At 61.4% G+C, this 16,216-nt stretch carries 15 protein-coding genes; 3 read left to right on the top strand and 12 right to left on the bottom strand.

Annotated features, from left to right (window positions below):
• Positions 1–49 precede the first annotated feature (49 nt).
• The 4 genes from J3T95_RS01735 to aroC are packed head-to-tail and all read right to left on the bottom strand — an operon-like array spanning position 50 to position 5,902.
• Positions 50–2,593 (bottom strand): excinuclease ABC subunit UvrA, encoded by a 2,544-nt coding sequence (locus J3T95_RS01735; protein ID WP_267399877.1) that lies wholly within the window; start codon positions 2,591–2,593, stop codon positions 50–52.
• A complete protein-coding gene (gene aroQ / locus J3T95_RS01730) occupies positions 2,590–3,060 on the bottom strand; it encodes a type II 3-dehydroquinate dehydratase (protein WP_220235901.1) in 471 nt (156 codons plus the stop codon). The genes J3T95_RS01735 and aroQ overlap by 4 nt, the downstream gene beginning before the upstream one ends.
• Positions 3,061–3,063: 3 nt before the next feature.
• Positions 3,064–4,695, bottom strand: a complete 1,632-nt coding sequence (locus tag J3T95_RS01725; protein WP_267450193.1) for a bifunctional shikimate kinase/3-dehydroquinate synthase — start codon at positions 4,693–4,695, stop codon at positions 3,064–3,066.
• A 13-nt stretch (positions 4,696–4,708) separates the two neighbouring features.
• Positions 4,709–5,902 carry a chorismate synthase gene (gene aroC / locus J3T95_RS01720; protein ID WP_267450192.1) on the bottom strand — a complete coding sequence of 398 codons (1,194 nt, stop codon included), beginning with the start codon at positions 5,900–5,902 and terminating at the stop codon, positions 4,709–4,711.
• Positions 5,903–5,964: 62 nt separating this feature from the next.
• Between aroC and J3T95_RS01715 the strand changes: the two genes are divergently transcribed.
• On the top strand, positions 5,965–6,438 hold the full coding sequence (locus tag J3T95_RS01715; RefSeq protein WP_267450191.1) for a prepilin peptidase: 474 nt from the start codon (positions 5,965–5,967) through the stop codon (positions 6,436–6,438).
• A 52-nt stretch (positions 6,439–6,490) separates the two neighbouring features.
• Here the strand turns inward: J3T95_RS01715 and mltG are convergent, their stop codons facing one another.
• The 7 genes from mltG to rpsD all read right to left on the bottom strand — a co-directional run bounded on the left by mltG (position 6,491) and on the right by rpsD (position 13,177).
• On the bottom strand, positions 6,491–7,687 hold the full coding sequence (gene mltG / locus J3T95_RS01710; RefSeq protein ID WP_267450190.1) for an endolytic transglycosylase MltG: 1,197 nt from the start codon (positions 7,685–7,687) through the stop codon (positions 6,491–6,493).
• Positions 7,688–8,170, bottom strand: a complete 483-nt coding sequence (gene ruvX, locus J3T95_RS01705; protein WP_267450189.1) for a Holliday junction resolvase RuvX — start codon at positions 8,168–8,170, stop codon at positions 7,688–7,690. It abuts the gene before it with no gap.
• An 8-nt stretch (positions 8,171–8,178) separates the two neighbouring features.
• On the bottom strand, positions 8,179–10,860 hold the full coding sequence (alaS, locus tag J3T95_RS01700; RefSeq protein ID WP_267450188.1) for an alanine--tRNA ligase: 2,682 nt from the start codon (positions 10,858–10,860) through the stop codon (positions 8,179–8,181).
• A 166-nt stretch (positions 10,861–11,026) separates the two neighbouring features.
• Positions 11,027–11,266 carry a hypothetical protein gene (locus J3T95_RS01695; RefSeq protein WP_024627396.1) on the bottom strand — a complete coding sequence of 80 codons (240 nt, stop codon included), beginning with the start codon at positions 11,264–11,266 and terminating at the stop codon, positions 11,027–11,029.
• Positions 11,266–11,697, bottom strand: a complete 432-nt coding sequence (locus J3T95_RS01690; protein ID WP_267450187.1) for a DUF948 domain-containing protein — start codon at positions 11,695–11,697, stop codon at positions 11,266–11,268. The genes J3T95_RS01695 and J3T95_RS01690 overlap by 1 nt, the downstream gene beginning before the upstream one ends.
• Before the next feature lie 92 nt (positions 11,698–11,789).
• Complete coding sequence (locus J3T95_RS01685; RefSeq protein ID WP_267399867.1) at positions 11,790–12,458, bottom strand: histidine phosphatase family protein; 669 nt, start codon at positions 12,456–12,458, stop codon at positions 11,790–11,792.
• Between the two features lie 92 nt (positions 12,459–12,550).
• Positions 12,551–13,177: a 30S ribosomal protein S4 gene (rpsD, locus tag J3T95_RS01680; RefSeq protein ID WP_220235909.1), complete on the bottom strand. Its 627-nt coding sequence runs from the start codon at positions 13,175–13,177 to the stop codon at positions 12,551–12,553.
• 319 nt (positions 13,178–13,496) lie between these two features.
• Between rpsD and J3T95_RS01675 the strand changes: the two genes are divergently transcribed.
• Together J3T95_RS01675 and J3T95_RS01670 are read left to right on the top strand one after the other, a co-directional pair.
• Entirely contained in the window at positions 13,497–14,183 is a 687-nt protein-coding gene (locus J3T95_RS01675) for a TetR/AcrR family transcriptional regulator (protein ID WP_267450186.1), read from the top strand.
• Entirely contained in the window at positions 14,180–15,439 is a 1,260-nt protein-coding gene (locus tag J3T95_RS01670; RefSeq protein WP_267450185.1) for an MFS transporter, read from the top strand. Before J3T95_RS01675 ends, J3T95_RS01670 begins: the two co-directional genes overlap by 4 nt.
• Positions 15,440–15,525: 86 nt before the next feature.
• Here J3T95_RS01670 and J3T95_RS01665 read toward each other — a convergent pair whose 3' ends face one another.
• Entirely contained in the window at positions 15,526–16,098 is a 573-nt protein-coding gene (locus J3T95_RS01665; RefSeq protein WP_220235912.1) for an NAD(P)H-dependent oxidoreductase, read from the bottom strand.
• Positions 16,099–16,216 lie beyond the last annotated feature (118 nt).

The raw sequence follows: 16,216 nt of genomic DNA, 5'->3' as shown, positions 1-16,216 counted from the left end.
AGGCGGGAGCGACCAGAAACCGGCCAACACTCGAGGAGGACTGACTGATTCAAGGACGGCTCAAATGCAGGTGGTCGGCCAGGTAGCGGCCGGTCACCGAATCCGGGTTGCGAGCCACGGATTCCGGGTCCCCTTGGGCCACGATTCTTCCGCCTCGATCGCCGCCCCCCGGACCCATATCGACCACATAGTCGGCGTTGGCGATCATGTCCAGATCGTGTTCGATGAAGACCACCGTGGCCTCCTTGCTGACCAGGCGCTCCAGTACTCCGATCAGGACGCGCACATCCAAGGGATGCAGGCCTGTGGTGGGCTCATCGAGAACGAACATGGAGCCATTCTGCCTACGGCCCAACTCGTTGGACAGCTTCAGCCGCTGGGCCTCCCCTCCAGACAGGGAGGGGGTGTCCTCCCCCAGGGTCAGGTAGTCCAAGCCCAGGTCCTTCAATGTCTGCAAGCCTCGGCGGATGGCTGTGTACTCGCGGCCCTGTGCGAAGACCTCCAGGGCACGGCCCACCTCCATGGCTAGCAGATCGGGCAGACTCATCGGCTCCGCGTGGGCCGGCGTGGACAAACGGTAGTGCTCGGCCTCCGGACGGTATCGACGACCATGGCAGCTAGGGCAGGTGATGGGGATGTCAGGCAGGAACTGCACATCCAGGCTGATCTGCCCGGTCCCGTCACACTGGGGGCAGCGCAGGGATCCGGTGTTATAGGAGAATGCAGAGATGCCCAACTTGTCCTTTTTCGCCTGGTCAGTGGCCGCGAAGAGGCGACGCAGCCGGACCATCAGCCCCGAGTAAGTGGCCACCGTGGAGCGCACGTTGATGCCTATGGGCGAGGAGTCCACCAGCCGGACCCTGTCGATGCCCGCTGGTTCCAGGCTGTGTACATGCTTGGGCATGGGGTCGCCCTGAATGCGGGCCTGCAAAGCCGGGACCAGAGACTCCAGGATCATGGTTGTCTTTCCTGAGCCGGATACACCGGTCACTGCCGTCATGCACCCACGGGGAATGGCTAGAACGAGAGGGTGGACTGTGTGAATGGGTCCTGATTGCATACGGATCCACTCATTCTCTGCAGGCATGGGATGCCGGTCCCGTACCAGAACAGGCTCGCGTCCATCCAGAAAACCGGCAATACGCGAGTCCGGGTCTGCAGCGATCTGCTCAGGGGCTCCATGGGCCAAAATCCTGCCGCCGCGCTCCCCTGCTCCGGGACCCATTTCGATCAGATAGTCGGCTGATTGCAGAACCTTGACGTCGTGGTCGACGAAAACCACCGAATTGCCGTCGGCCAGCAGGTCGCGCATGACCCCTGTAAGCCCCTCCAGGTTGGCAGGATGCAGGCCGGTCGAGGGCTCGTCCAGCACATAGAGCACGCCAGTGGTCTCATTGCGCACAGCCCTGGCCAGCTGGGCCCGCTGCCGCTCCCCGGTAGACAGGGAGGCGCTGGAGCGGTCCAGGGTCAGGTAGCTCAGTCCCAACTGAATCAGTCGCCTGCCCATCTCATCCAGGGTCTTGCAGAGGGCCGACGCCATGGGCCGCATAGGTTCAGGCAGCGTGGGCGGCAGCTTCCGACCCCAGTCCAGCACCCGATCAAGAGGCCAGGAGGTGACCTCGGCTAGGTTGTCTCCGTTGATCTCGGGCAGACGCGCCCGCTGGTTGAGCCGGGTGCCCTTGCAGTCCGGGCAGGTCCGTTCGGTCAGGAACTTGGACACCTTGGCCAGGCGCTTGTCGTCGTTGGCTCTCTTGAGCTCCTCGGTCACGGTCAGCCGTGCGTTGCGGAAGGTGAAGTCCAGCTCATGGACACCCTTGATTGAAGTAATGGTGATGTGCTTCTTCTCGGCTGGCCCCTCGAAGACGATCTTTCGTTCCCGATCGGTCAGATCCCGCCAGGGCACGTCGGTGCGGACTCCGAACTCGCGCACGATGTCGGGCTGGACGTTGAAGCCGAAGGTCCGCCATGGCACCACGGCCCCTTGGTCGATGGTCAGGCTGCCATCGGGAACCAGGGTGGCGTCGTCCACCTCGCGCACGGTCCCGGTCCCTTGGCAGGCAGGGCAGGCCCCCAGGGAGTTGAAGGCCAGCTCCTCGGCGCTGGGAGGCTCCACCTTTGCACCACAAATAGGGCAGCTGATGGTCATCTCGGCTGCCACTGCCAGGGTGGGCTCCTGCCGATGGCCATTGGGGCAGACGTGGCTGGCCAGCCGGGAAAACATCAGCCTGAGCACGTTAAGCAGCTCGGTGGCAGTGCCGAAGGTGGAGCGCATGCCGCCCACGCCCGGGCGTTGACGCAGGGCCAATGCGGGGGGCAGGAAACGCACCGAGTCCACCTGAGGGCGCTGGGCCTGGGTCATCCGCCTCCTGGTGTAGGTGGACAGGGATTCCAGGTAGCGCCGTGAGCCCTCGGCATAGAGGACCCCCAGAGCCAGGGAGGACTTTCCGGAGCCCGAGACCCCGGCGATGCCCACCAGATGATTCAAAGGAACGTCGACATCCAGATTGCGCAGGTTGTGGACCCTGGCGCCGCGGACAAGGATGGCCTTGGGCGGTGCAGAGAGCTTCTTGCCGATCTCTCCGCTGTCTCTCATGCGCTCTCCTGCAGGTGAGCCACTGCCTCCAAGGCCAGCCGGTAGCCGTAGAAGCCCAGGCCGGTGATGGTGCCGGTGGCCACCGGCGAGATGACGCTGCGTCGGCGGAAGGCCTCCCGGGATGAAGGATTGGAAATATGAACCTCCATCAGTGGCAGCCCTGCCTGGGTGACCTGGACGGCGGCATCGGCAAGTCCATAGCTGTAGTGGGTAAAGGCCGCCGGGTTGAGTACCACCGCGCTGCCCTGGTCTACCGCCTGATGCATCCAACAGATGACCTGGCCCTCGTCGTCCGATTGCAGCACCTGAACATCCAGGCCCAGCTGCTGACCCCATTGTTCGCAGTCCCGGGTCAGTGTCTCCAGATCCTGACGACCGTAGACATCAGGGTCGCGCACACCCAGCCGACCCAGGTTGGGTCCGTTGACCACCAGAACCGTCTGCCTGCCCTTGTCGGCTTCCGCCATTTGTCATTCCTCCTTGCGTATGGCCTGGAAGGCCTCCTTGAGCGCCGAGACCGGCGGGTCGTCCAGGTGGGTGGGTTTGCCCAAACCATCAAGAATGATAAACCGCAACTTGTTGCCACGGGCCTTTTTGTCCCGATGCATAAGGGTCAGCACATGGTCGAAATCGCCACCATCCCACCAGGTTCTAAGGCCCAGGGAAGACAGAAGCTGCCGGTGGTAGTCGACCGCCTCCTGATCCAGATGGCCGGTGATCCTGGCCAACTCGGCCGCGAAGACCATGCCCACTGAGACGGCCTGACCATGCCGCCAGGTGAAGTGTTCGATCTTCTCGATGGCGTGGCCCAAGGTGTGGCCATAGTTGAGGAACTCCCGCAAGCCGGACTCTTTGAGATCCACTGAGACGTGCCGGGCCTTGACCTCCACGGTGCGTTCGATCAGATCCTGGACCACCGTGCCCAGCCACTGGTCAGACTCCTGTCCGTCGAAGGCTCGCAGGCAGTCAGCCCGCTCCTCCAGCTCACGCAGAATACCTCCGTCCATGATGAAACCGGACTTGGCCACTTCTCCCAGGCCCTCTACGAAGATCTCGTTGGGCAGGGTCCGCAGAGTCCGCAGATCAGCCAGGACGCCGGCAGGGGTGTAGAAGCTGCCGACCAGATTCTTGCCCTGCTCCATGTTGATGCCGGTCTTACCTCCGGTGGAGGCATCAACCATAGCCAGCAGGGAGGTGGGGCAGTTCACATAGCGGATGCCGCGCATCCAAGTAGCGGCGATAAACCCGGCCTGGTCTGTGGCCGCTCCCCCTCCCAATCCCACAACCGCGTCGGAACGGGTGAAGCCCTCGGTGGCCAAGCGCTCCCAGATACCCTGGCTGACCTGGATGGTCTTGCCTGCCTCCGCGTCCGGAATGGTCAAATCCACCACCTGATACCCGGCCTGGCGAAGCAGGGCCCGGGCATGGTCGGAATGACGCTGGACCGGCTGGGTGTGAATCAGGGCCACCCTCATGGTCTGGTCGCCAAGCAGCTCATGCAGTCGCCCGGTCACCCCGGTGCCGATCCTCACATCATAGGGATAGGGACCGCTGACGTGAACCACCCGCTCAGTCAAGGCATCGGCTAGCCGTCGGGCTAGGGCCCAGGGGGTGGTGTTCCTGGATTTGAGGGTGATGGTAGCCAGCCCCTGGTAGACGCTGCGACGCTCACGATAGAGAGCCATCCAGCGCTCCGATGCGCCGCCGCGAAGAAGGGGACGACGATCCGAGTGAGCCGCTCGGCTGATCCCCTCCTCAGGGTCGATCTGCAGGTAGACCACAGCACCGCCAGCCCGCCGATAGTCCTGCAGCGCCTGGAAGACCTCGATGCTCATGGGAGCACCGCCTCCCAGGGACAGGATGCCGCTGGGAAAATCCTTCAAGAGGCCCAGGACCGTCCTGGTCTCCATACCGCGGAAGACCTGCTCGCCCTGGCCGTCGAAGATCTCGCTGACCGACAGACCTGCTTCTTCCTCGACGCATTGGTCCGTATCCCGGAAGGGCACCTTGATCAGGGCGGCCGTCTCCCTGCCCAAACGGGTCTTGCCCGCACCGGGCATGCCGATGACGACGGCCTTGGGCATGCTGCTGCTTTCAATCATGCAAGACCGCCCCCTACCGCAGATGCTCGGGCCAGGACTGGAGGTAGGCCTGGGCGTTGCGCCGAACCTCCTCGAGCGAGTCGCCGCCGAACTTCTCCAAGGCGAATCGTGCCAGCGTCAGGTTCATCATGGCTTCGCCGATCACTGCGGCGGCAGGCACTGCAGTCACGTCGGAACGCTGATGGATAGCCTGGGCAGGCTGGCCGGTGGCCACATCCACCGTCCGCAGGGCTCGGGGCACCGAAGAGATAGGCTTCATGGCGGCCCTCACCCTGATGGGCTGGCCGTTGGATGTGCCACCCTCCAGGCCGCCCGCGTGGTTGCTGAGTCTGCGGATGGTGCCGTCAGGACCGGGCTCCATCTCGTCATGGGCCTGTGATCCGGGGCGATCAGCCTCGCTGAATCCATCACCGATCTCCACGCCCTTGATGGCCTGAATGCCCATGAAGGCGCTGGCCAAGGCTGCATCCAGACGCCGATCGTCCTCCGCATAAGTGCCCAGTCCTGCAGGCACGCCATAAGCGATGACCTCGAAGACCCCACCGGCGGTGTCGCCGTCCTTCTTGATCTGGTCGATCCTGGCCACCATCCGCTTCTCAGCGTCCTTGTCCAAGGTCCTGACCGGAGAGGCATCCAGGGCGGGTCCGTCTTCAGGGCCGGGCGTAGCCTCATGCCCCTCCAGCCCGACTCCGGCTATGGAGATGACGTGGGAAACGGTCCGTATGCCCAGGGCCTGCTGCAGGAAGTCGGCAGCCACCGATCCTAAGGCCACCCTGGAGGCGGTCTCCCTGGCAGATGAGCGCTCAAGGACTGGACGCGCATCCGTAAACCCGTACTTGCGCATGCCAGTCAGATCGGCATGGCCTGGCCTGGGCCTGGTCAGAGGGGCGTTGCGACCGGTCGCCGGGGGCTCCTGATCGGCAGGCAGCTCGTCCACGCTCATGATCCGCTCCCACTTGAGCCACTCCGTGTTGCCGATCTCGACGGCCACTGGTGAACCGAGCGTCCGTCCATGTCTGACTCCGGTCAGCAGTCGCACCTTGTCCTGCTCAAATCCCATCCTGGCCCCACGGCCATAGCCCAGCCGACGACGGGCCAAGGCCGATTCGATATCCTTGGTGGACACGGCGACACCGGCGGGCAGACCCTCCATCATGGCCACCAAGGCCTCTCCGTGGGATTCCCCTGCCGTCTGCCAGCGCAACATATTCAAGCTCCTCGTTTGTTCCTCGTTTGCCAGGTTAGGGCTACGTATGATTATCTTAGAAGATGGTCTACCTCATCCCAGCGCCGGGACTGCTGACCGCCCTCCTCCTGGCCCTGATAGACATCCGCTCCCGGCGAGTCCCACGTTTTCTGGTGCTCTTCGGGCTGGTGCTGCAGACCGTGACCCTGCTGGTCTTTTCCCTGATCAAGGGTCGTCCGATGCTACTGGCGCAGTGCCTGCTGCTGACTCTGGCATGTGCAGGACTTCAGCTCCTGCTGGCCCTGGTCCGACCCGGCGCCCTGGGACTGGGCGACGTGACGGCTACAGGTCTGGTCGCCCTGAGCCTGTCTGTCCTGGGATGGACGACCATTCTGGTCTGGTGGCTGATGATGGGCCTGCTGGGACTGGTTTCCCTGGCTCTGGTCTGGTTGACTCGGCGCCGCAGGTCGGCCAGAACGAACAACCCTCTCTCGCTGGCCTATGTCCCAGTCATCCTAGCCGCAGCGGTGATAGCTCTAGTCATTGAAGCCATCTAGGACTGGCGGTCTGCCGAATAATTGAGATCCTGAATTCCAGGGGGACAAGGCGCTACTTGCTCTGCTCGTTGTGCTGGGACTCCCAGGCCTTGTACTCCTTGACATCGCGGTTGAACTGATCTGGGTTGTCGCTGAACCTGGTCTCTCCCGTGTCCATGTTGACGGTCACGAAATAGAGCCAGTCGCCAGACTCAGGGTGCATGGCCGCCTGAATGGCCTCGTCTCCAGGGCTGCCGATGGGGCCTGGCGGCAGGCCCAGGTGGACCCTGGTGTTGTAGGGGTCGTTGGCATTCTTCAGCATGGCATCGGTCAGCTTCAAGGCAGAGACATTGTTGGAGTACGCCACGGTGCTGTCCATGCCCAAGGGCATTCCCTTGGCCAATCGGTTTTCAATGACCCGGGCCACCTTGCTGTAGTATTCCGACTTGTTGACCTCGGCCTCGGTGATGGAGGCCGTGTTGAGTATAGTCTGCCGATCCTGGCCCCCGGGCACGCCCAACTGGTCCAGGTGCTCGATCCGCTTGGAGACCAGGTTGCTCAGGATGGCCTTGGCCGATCCAGCCTTGCGCACATCGTACTCACCTGGCTGCAACCATCCCTCGAAGTTGCCCTGTGCCTCCTGGGGCAGGATGTCCTCGCCCTTGGCTTGGATCAAGGCGTCGAAATCTCCCTGTGGAACACCGGAAAGCTGGGCGGCCCGGGCAACCACATCGCGGACCCGTTCGCCCGCTCTCACCTGCAGGAAGCCTCCGGCCTTGCTTCGGTCGGTCAGAATGGCCACCACATCCGAGGCCTTCATTCGCAGACGCAGATCGAAGGTGCCCGGCAGGAGCCTGGATTCGGACTGGGTGCTGGTGATGGCGTGCAGGAAGGCGGCCGTGGACTTGACCACCCCGGCCTTGACCAGATTGGCACCCACCTGATCAGCCCCCTGGCCGCTCTCGACTGTGAACTCCAGGGGCTGTCCGCCAGGGCCTGGATAGTCGGGGGCTACCTCCTTGGTGGCTACGATCCGAGGGGCGCCATGGCGCAGCCCGCCCACCAGGATCACCACGCAGAAGGTGGCCAGCACAACAGCCAAGGCAATGAGGACGATCATGATCTGCTTGCGATGTTTGCGTCTTTCGCGCCGACGGCGCATTTCACGACGTGAACGAGGAGGACGCGGCGGCATAGCGGAAACCGGGGCCTGCCCGTCGGCAACCCATTGGACCTTGTCCTGGAAGAATTCCTGCATGTCGTCGGCCAATTAGCACTCCTTGTCGGCACGTTGGTCGTCCAGGGCCGACTGCAACAGCACAACAGCGGACTGCTGATCGACCACGGGACGATGTCTTCGCCCGTCCACGCGGGCATCATAAAGCTGACGGTGGGCGCTGACGGTCGTCAGTCGTTCGTCTCGCAATACTACACTGGGCAGCTGTCCAGGGGCAACGCCTGCGTATTGTGCAACCTCATGCAGGCGGCCGGTCAGGGCTCTCACCCAACGGGCCGCCTTTTTGGCGCTGCGACCAGCCTGGCCGCTCAGCAGCAGGGGGTGTCCGACTACGACCTTGGACACACATTTATCCATAATCAGGTCTTCCACCTGGTCCAAGGCCTGAAAATAGTCGCCCTGGACCTGGATGTTACCAGCGGGAAAGGCCAAGGACAACTCCGGGTCCGACAGGGCCAGACCCACCCTGGCTTCGCCAAGATCCACCCCCAGCCACACGCCTGTCTGTGATCCCACGGGAGAGCTCAGCCCTCTCGGACCTGATCGCTTAGGGCTTTCAAAGCCCGATCAATGGCTGAAGCATCCTGGCCGCCACCCTGGGCGAAGTCAGGCTTGCCACCACCGCCGCCTCCCAGGACCTTGGATGCCGTCCTGACCAGGTCGCCGGCCCTAAGACCACGGTCACGTGCAGCCTGATTGGTGGCTACAAAGATGACAGGCTTCTCATCCTCGCTGACACCGGCCAAAGCAACCACAACCGGGTATTCATCGCCCATGCGGGCCCGCAGGTCGGTTACCGTCTTGCGCAGGGCATCGACCGAGCCAAAATGCTCCATATTCCGAGAGGCGATCTTGACCTCGCCTGGGGCGTGCAGAGCATGGTTGGCCAGCTCTGGCACAGCCTGGGCCATCTGCTGCTCATAGGTTGCTGCCAGTCGGCGATCGGACTCCTTGAGCTTGGCCAGCAGGGCAGAGATCCTGGACTCAAGCTCGTCAGGGCGGGCGTTGAGCTTGTCTGAGAGCTGTGAGACCAGGGCGTGCTCACGGGCGTTGTACTCGTATGCCCCCTGACCCACTACGGCATCGACACGACGAACGCCGGTGCCCACCGAGGCCTCGGACATGATGGAGACCGCGCCGATCTTGCCCACGTGGTCCACATGGGTTCCCCCGCAGAGCTCACGACTCCAGCCGTCCTCGCCAATGGAGACCACACGGACCACGTCGCCATACTTCTCCCCGAACAGGTGCATGGCGCCCAGGGCGATGGCATCGTCGTACTTCATCTCCTGCGTGGTCACGGCCAGGTTGTCTCGCAGGCGGTCGTTGACGCGGGATTCCACTGCGTCCATGGCCTGGCGGCTGGGGGCCTGCGACCACTGGAAGTCGAAACGCAGCCTGTTGGGCGCATCCTCAGAACCGCGCTGCGTGGCCTGGGGACCCAGTTCCTCTCGCAAGGCCTTGTGGACCATGTGCGTTGCGGTGTGTGAGCGGGCGATGGCGCCACGGCGGTTCCGGTCGATGGTGGCCGTGACCTTGGCCTGCAGGGTCAGCGTCCCTTCGGTCAGCCGACAACGGTGGATGGTCAACCCCTTGATGGGCTTCTGCACGTCGTCCACTTCAAGGACGGCCCCATCGTCGGCCAGTATCTCACCCTGGTCGGCTAGCTGACCGCCGGCCTCGGCATAGAAGGGCGAGCGGTCCAGAATCACCTCAACCTGGGCAGGTGCCTTGACAGCCGGAACCGCTCCCTTACCCTCCTGGATGATGCCCAGGACGGTTGACCGGCTGGAAAAGTCAGTGTAGCCCAGGAAGACCTGAGGCTCGGCCAGACTCTTGCGCATATCGTCGTAGACGCTCAGGTCCACGTTGTGCCGCTTCTTCATAGCATCGGCGCGAGCCCTGGACTTCTGCTCGTTCATGAGCTTCCGGAACTCGTCCTGATCGACCTTGACTCCCTGTTCGGCAGCCATCTCCAGGGTCAGCTCGATGGGGAACCCATAAGTGTCGTGCAGAGTGAAGGCATCCTTGCCGGACACCTCAGGTTCGCCCTTCCCGCTTTTGGCCTTGTTGACGGCAGTATCCAGAAGGGTGGTTCCCTTGTCCAAGGTCCGGCGGAAGGACAGCTCCTCGCCATAGGCCGATTCGGACACATCAGAGAAGGTGTCGTTCAGCTCCGGATAGCTGGGGGCCATGGCCTCCTTGGAGACTGGGAAGAGCTGAGGCAGAACCTCCTGGTCCACGCCCAGCATCTTCATGGAGCGGATGGTCCGGCGCAGCAGACGACGCAGCACGTAGCCACGACCGACGTTGCTGGGGCGGACTCCGTCGCTCATGATCATCAGGGCCGAGCGGACGTGGTCGGCCACCACACGGAAGCGCACGTCATCCTGGGCGTCGTCGCCGTAGTGCCGACCAGACAGGCTCTCGGCCGCTTGGATGACAGGGTAGACCTCGTCGGTCTCATAGATGTTCTGCTTGCCCTGAAGCAGGTAGGCCAGACGCTCCAGTCCGGCACCGGTATCGATGTTCTTGTGCTCCAGCTCGCCCACGATGTGCAGGTCGGTCTTGGATCGGACATTGTCCACCTCGTAGTTTTCGAAGACCAGATCCCAGATCTCGATGTATCGGTTCTCGTCTGCCGAGGGGCCGCCCTCCTTGCCATAGGCAGGGCCGCGATCCACGTAGATCTCGGAGCACGGTCCGCCGGGGCCGGGGCCGCCGGTTGTCCAGAAGTTGTCCTCCATGCCCAGGATTTCCATGTGCTCTGGGTCGAAACCCTCGTTCTTCCACAGTGAACGAGCCTCGTCATCGTCGGTGTAGGTGGTGACCCAGATCGTTTCGGGGTCGAAGCCGTAGCCGCCCTGGTCCTGGGGCTTGGTCAGCAGATCCCAGGCATAGTGGATGGCCTCCTCCTTGAAGTAGTCACCGAAGGAAAAGTTGCCCAGCATCTGGAAGAAGGTGCCGTGACGGGTGGTCTTACCCACCTCATCAATGTCCAGGGTACGCACGCACTTCTGATTGCTGGCCATGCGGTTCTTGGGCGGGGTCTGCTCCCCCAGCAGGTAGGGAATGAAGGGAACCATGCCGGCGATGGTGAAGAGCGTGGTGGGATTGGGCGAAATCAAGGAGGCGGAGGGAACCACCAGATGATCCTTGCCCTGGAAATAATCGAGGAAACGCTTGGCGATTTCCGATGTGCGCATGCTGCTTCTGCTCCTTCAGACCCGGCAAACACCGAGGGGATTACGGGTTGTCTAAATGACTCGGTTGTACGGGGTGCGAACAGGTCGCCCTCACTCCGGACTCTTAGCTGAATATGGTGATTTTATACCGGCCAGGCGTGTCTGCCTTGGCCTGTCCGCCCCGGGCTCAGCCCTGGAAACGGTCCAGATAGCGGCGGTCCAGCTCGTCCTGCCGCTGGTGCATTGTCTGGGTGAACTGGCGCACCAGACCGGACAGGGTCCGTGAGGCTACCTGGTCCTGGTCCTCACCCAGCACGAATTCCCTCGCACGCTTCGGGGTATTGGCCCTCACATAGGCCTCTGCCTTGGTCACCAGGACCACGCCTGCCGTGACGCCCAGCCCCATCCAGAAGATCCGTTTGAACATCAGCGGGTCCCCCCCTCGTTCCCTTGACCGTCATTGGTCTTTTTTGCTGTGGAGGGATTGGATTCGGCGTTGCCGCGACCACCTGAAAGGAATGACGAGATCGTCTTGCGCAGGGCATAGAGGAAGGCTGCCACTTTGATGACCGGCTTGCCCAGCATTGATCCATACAGGTCGGTCAGGGCGCCGACGTTGCCTGCCGTGGTCGAGGCCGCTGCGGAGATGCGATTGACGTCGGTCAGGGTCTGGTTGAGCTGAGTGACCGTGCTGGCGGACTCGTCCAGGGTGGGCACCACATGGTCGCCCGCCTGCTTGATGGTCTGCGCCAACTGGTCGAAGAGCTTCCCTAGACGAATCAGGGGATAGATCAGAAACCCCGCCAGGATAGCGAAAGCAATGGCCGCTATCAGGCCGGCAATCTCTCCTACGCCCATCTGCTACCTCTCTTCCATTGGTACGATACTGGGGACAACGCTAGCACGCACCGTCTATCAGACTAGGCCACGACCGGCCGGTTGAAGCCGATTCAGCGGTTGAAGGACTGAACCTGCAGGGCGCGCTCAAAGGGGGCTTCCGTATCAAAGTCGAATATTGTGACGCTTCCGTTGCTCGGGCGGCAGCTGGTGTCGTAACGACCGCCGCCGAAGCGGTTGACCAGACTGAGCAGGGTGTTGCCGTGCGAGATCAGCAGAACGCGGTCGCCATCTTTCAGATGCGGATCGGCTGCAATCAAGGCGAATCCGCCGGCAATGCGCGTCCAGTACTCGCTGTCGGACTCCGCATCGCCAAAGGGGTCGGCCTCCTTGAGGAAGTCCCTGGTGGCGGCCAGACCGAACTGGTCCACAATCTGCTGGTAGGTTCCTGCTCCATGTGGCGCGCCTGCAGCCCACCAGGCCAAGGCCATGTCCTGCCCCTCGAAATAGCCATAGAACTGCTCGCGGAAGTGACTGTCGCTGACCGGCTCAGGCTTGTTCTCCGACTGGTTCTGGTCCAAGATTCTGCGGACTGTCTCCTGGGCGCGTGTAGTGTCCGAGCAGTAGGCGGCCGCAAAGCTCACTTTGCTCAATCTTTGGCCCGCACGATCAGCATCCTCGAGCCCCGATGAGGTCAAGGGCGAGTTGGACCAGCCCTGGAGACGGTTGTAACGGTTGAAATAAGTCTGTCCATGGCGGACAGCATACAGATGGAGCAACATGACCCCATTATCCCACGCGAATCCCAACAGGGGCGGCAGAACCTGACATGCAAAGAGCCCCGGACGAACCGGGGCCCCGAGATTTTTCGCGGTCAGCGAGCGTAGAACTCGACCACATACTGAATGTTGACCTGAACCGGGATCTCCTCCGGTTCAGGCTTGCGGACCAGGGTGGCCTTCAGGGAGGCCAGGTCCACGTCCAGGTAGCCGGGGACTGCAGGCAGCACGTCCCTATGGACGCCTTCTGCGGCGATCTGGAAGGGCACCATGGTCTGGCTCTTGGGCTTGACCTGAATGGTCTGACCGGGCTTGACCCTGTAGGAAGGACGGTCCACGATGTTGCCGTCGACCAGGATATGGCGGTGGACCACGTACTGACGAGCCTGGGCCGTGGTGCGTGCGATGCCGGCGCGCAGGACCAGGTTGTCCAGGCGGCACTCCAGCTCGCGAAGCATGGCTGCACCGGTCTGGCCGGACTCGTGGGTGCCCCGCTCGTAGGCGGCACGCAGCTGCTTCTCGGAGACGCCGTACTGGGCGCGCAGCCTCTGCTTCTCGCGCAGACGGACAGCGTAGTCGGACTCGGTGCGACGGCGGCTGCGGCCGTGTTCGCCTGGGCCATAGGGGCGCTTTTCGAACAGGCGCTGGGCCTTGGGGGTCAGGGCGATGCCCAGAGCGCGGGACAGGCGGACCTGGCGACGCGCACGCTGAATGTTAGTCATTGATGCAATCCTTACTTGCTTCTGTCGTTATCTGAACGAAGACGGCCGAAACCGTCGAGTCAGGCCTCTCCAATGCTTCACCGTGCCAAGCACGAACGACCTTGCGGCCGCCGACCCATTGATGGGCTGAGACTCCAGATAGATTTGCGCACAAATGCGCAAACCAAGTGTTCATTAAACCACATGTGCCCGACCTGGGGCAAAGAGTATGTTGTGATATATTCATACCAACGGTCGGTATGATATCGAGTCATGACAAGCAGACTCCCCCAACCAACCGACGATGACCTATCGTCATCGACCTGAAAGGAAGACGCCTATGGCCCGCAATGCTCACCCTGAACTGACGCAAGAGCGAATCATCAAAGCCGCTACCGAGCTCTTCACCCGCCAAGGCTACGACAAAACCAGCATGCAGGACATCATCAATGCAACAGGAGGCTTGAGCAAGGGAGCTGTTTACCATCACTACCAGTCCAAGGAAGACCTCTTCGACGCTGTGGCCAATAGATTGATGAACACTGTGAGCGAGACGACCAGCAAGGCCCATGCCCGGTCGAAGCAAGGCACGGCTTTGAAGCAGCTGCAGTCGCTCTTCTCTCCCGAGCGGGCGCGAAAGAGGCTGGAGGCCGCGGATCTGATGTTCCGCGAATTCAATCCAAAGGCCAATCCTAAGATGATCGGCATGGAATTCACCGCCTTGGTGGATGAGCGGGACGACTTTGTCGACCTGATCAAGCAGGGCAACCAGGACGGTTCAATGCATGTGGACCACGTCGAACAAACTGCAGAGATCTTCCGCCTGCTGGCTAATATGTGGCTCCTTCCCTTCTTTCGTAGGGGAACACAGGCGGAACTGCGCACCAGAGCCGCTTGCTTTTTCTCTATCCTGCAGGGCCTGGGCATCCCCCTGGAGGACCAAGGGTTCTCCGACCTGCTGGCCTCCTTCGGCACCGATGCCAAGGGGGGCGGCAAAGAAAAGACCGAAGGCGAGGGGAGCATATGAACCCGCTCGATCACAACCAAACCTCAGGCAAAGGGTTGCTGGCACCGTCGTTCGTTGCTCTTCTGACGACTGAGATTCTCTCCAATCTAGGGCAGACATGCTTGGTCTTCGCCCTTCCCCTTCATCTGCTCAACATCTCAGGATCGGCATCCCTCTATGGCATGGCATCCGCTCTGGCCGTCCTTCCATCCATATTCCTGACCCCCCTGGGCGGAGCTCTGGCTGACCGACTGCACAAGCAGTCCACCATGGCAGTGCTGGACATTCTGTCGGCATTGACCGGCTTCTTGTACATTCTGATCGGCCACAAAATCGACCCCGTTTTTTTGACCGTGGCCTGCATGATGCTGGTCAACGCCTATAGGGCCTGCTACAGCCCAACGGTGCAAGCAGCCCTTCACTGCCTGGTAGACAGAAAAGACCTGACCCGTGCATCAGCCCTGGTTTCCCAGGCGATCTCCCTCGTAGGAATGATCGGACCAGTGTTGGCCGGCATGGTCATGGGATTCTTTGGAATCATGCAAGCGGTCGGGATTGCCGCCTTGGTCTGTCTTATTTCTGCTGTCTGGATCAGGATCGCCGTCAGGATTCCCGAACCAGCACAGGGCTCCTCCCAAGGCCCAAGAGCACTGGTGAGCCATCTGGCCGCGGACACCAAAGCGGCTGCACAATTTCTGGTCAGGCATGGCAACCTCAAAGTGGTCATAGGACTCAGCCTGGCGGCCAACTTGATCTTTGCCTCCTACATCAACGTGGCCCTGCCCTATATGGTCACTCGCACGCTGGGCCTGAGCAATGCCATGCAGGGGCTGGCCGAAGGAATACTGGCCTGCGGAAGCCTGATTGGAGCCGTCTTGGTGTCCATCCGTCCAGCCTGGTTCAATCTGCAACGAATACCCATGCTGCTCTCGGCCAGCGCCCTGGTTCTCCTGCCCATTGCAGCAGGACTGCTTCTGCATTCGCCTGCTCATGTCCTCTTCGCACTGGTAACCGGATGCATAGCTCTGGCAGCGGGAATAGTGCAGACGGTCAGCATCACTTCCCTGTCCTATGAGCAGATTCATACCCCTGCAAGGCTGATAGGCAAGGTGATAGGGCTGACCAATAGTCTATGCATGTGTGCGATTCCGCTGGGACAAGCCGCCTTCGGCCCGCTGATCGACCACTGCCCCATGACCCTGATCATCGCTGGAGTGGTCATGGTGACACTGCTGACATGTCTGATCGCCAGGCTGGCCATGAAACCGGACGAATGACTGGCATGGCGTATGCCCTTTGAATGCCGCGCCAGCGCTTTTCGTCATTGACGGTCAAAGGACCATCGCTTAAAGGCTGACAGGTCTTACTTTGCTGAAGGCACTGTCTTGCAAATCTTCCGAGTGAAGGCCTTGCGGCGTCCAGGCGTATCAACCTTCGAGTCGATGCGGCCCAGAATGCTGGCCCCAGTAAATTTGATACCGCAGAATTTTAGGATGGAATACTTCCATCGGGTCACGGTGGAACCATGCATCTTGGAGACGAAGGCCGGCCCATGGCTGCTGCTGATGATTTGCGCCGTCTTGCCCTTGAGCAGTCCCTCCGATTTGAGACTGCTCCCATACCGGTAGGCAAATTGTGGCGTGAGTACCCTATCCAACCAGCCCTTGAGGATGGCTGGTTCACCTGCCCACCAAATGGGGAAGACAAAGACCAGATGATCGGCTCGGGCAACCATGCTTTGATAACGCTTAGGTGCTGATTCGTCCTCCATGTGCTTGGCATAGCCGTAACGAAGCACCGGGTCGAAGTCTTCTTGGCTGAGGTCGATCATCTCGACCGTGTGACCCTTACGCCGGGCAGTTAGTGCGTAAGCCTGGGCGTTGGCATGGCTAAAACTACCTTCATAGGGTGATCCTTGAATAACAAGTATGTTCATGTCATCTACTTCTTCAGTTGTACTGCATTTGGCTTTGGCGCTATCTAAAACTTCAGCTGGCTCTATTATTCAATAATAATTTTATATCCGGTAACTTACCGCGAGCAAAACCGTCGAC

Origin of the sequence: Bifidobacterium sp. B4079, assembly GCF_026537385.1 — a bacterium.
GTDB classification, from domain to species: Bacteria; Actinomycetota; Actinomycetes; order Actinomycetales; family Bifidobacteriaceae; genus Bombiscardovia; species Bombiscardovia asteroides_I.
This window is presented reverse-complemented; position numbering and strand designations above follow the sequence as displayed.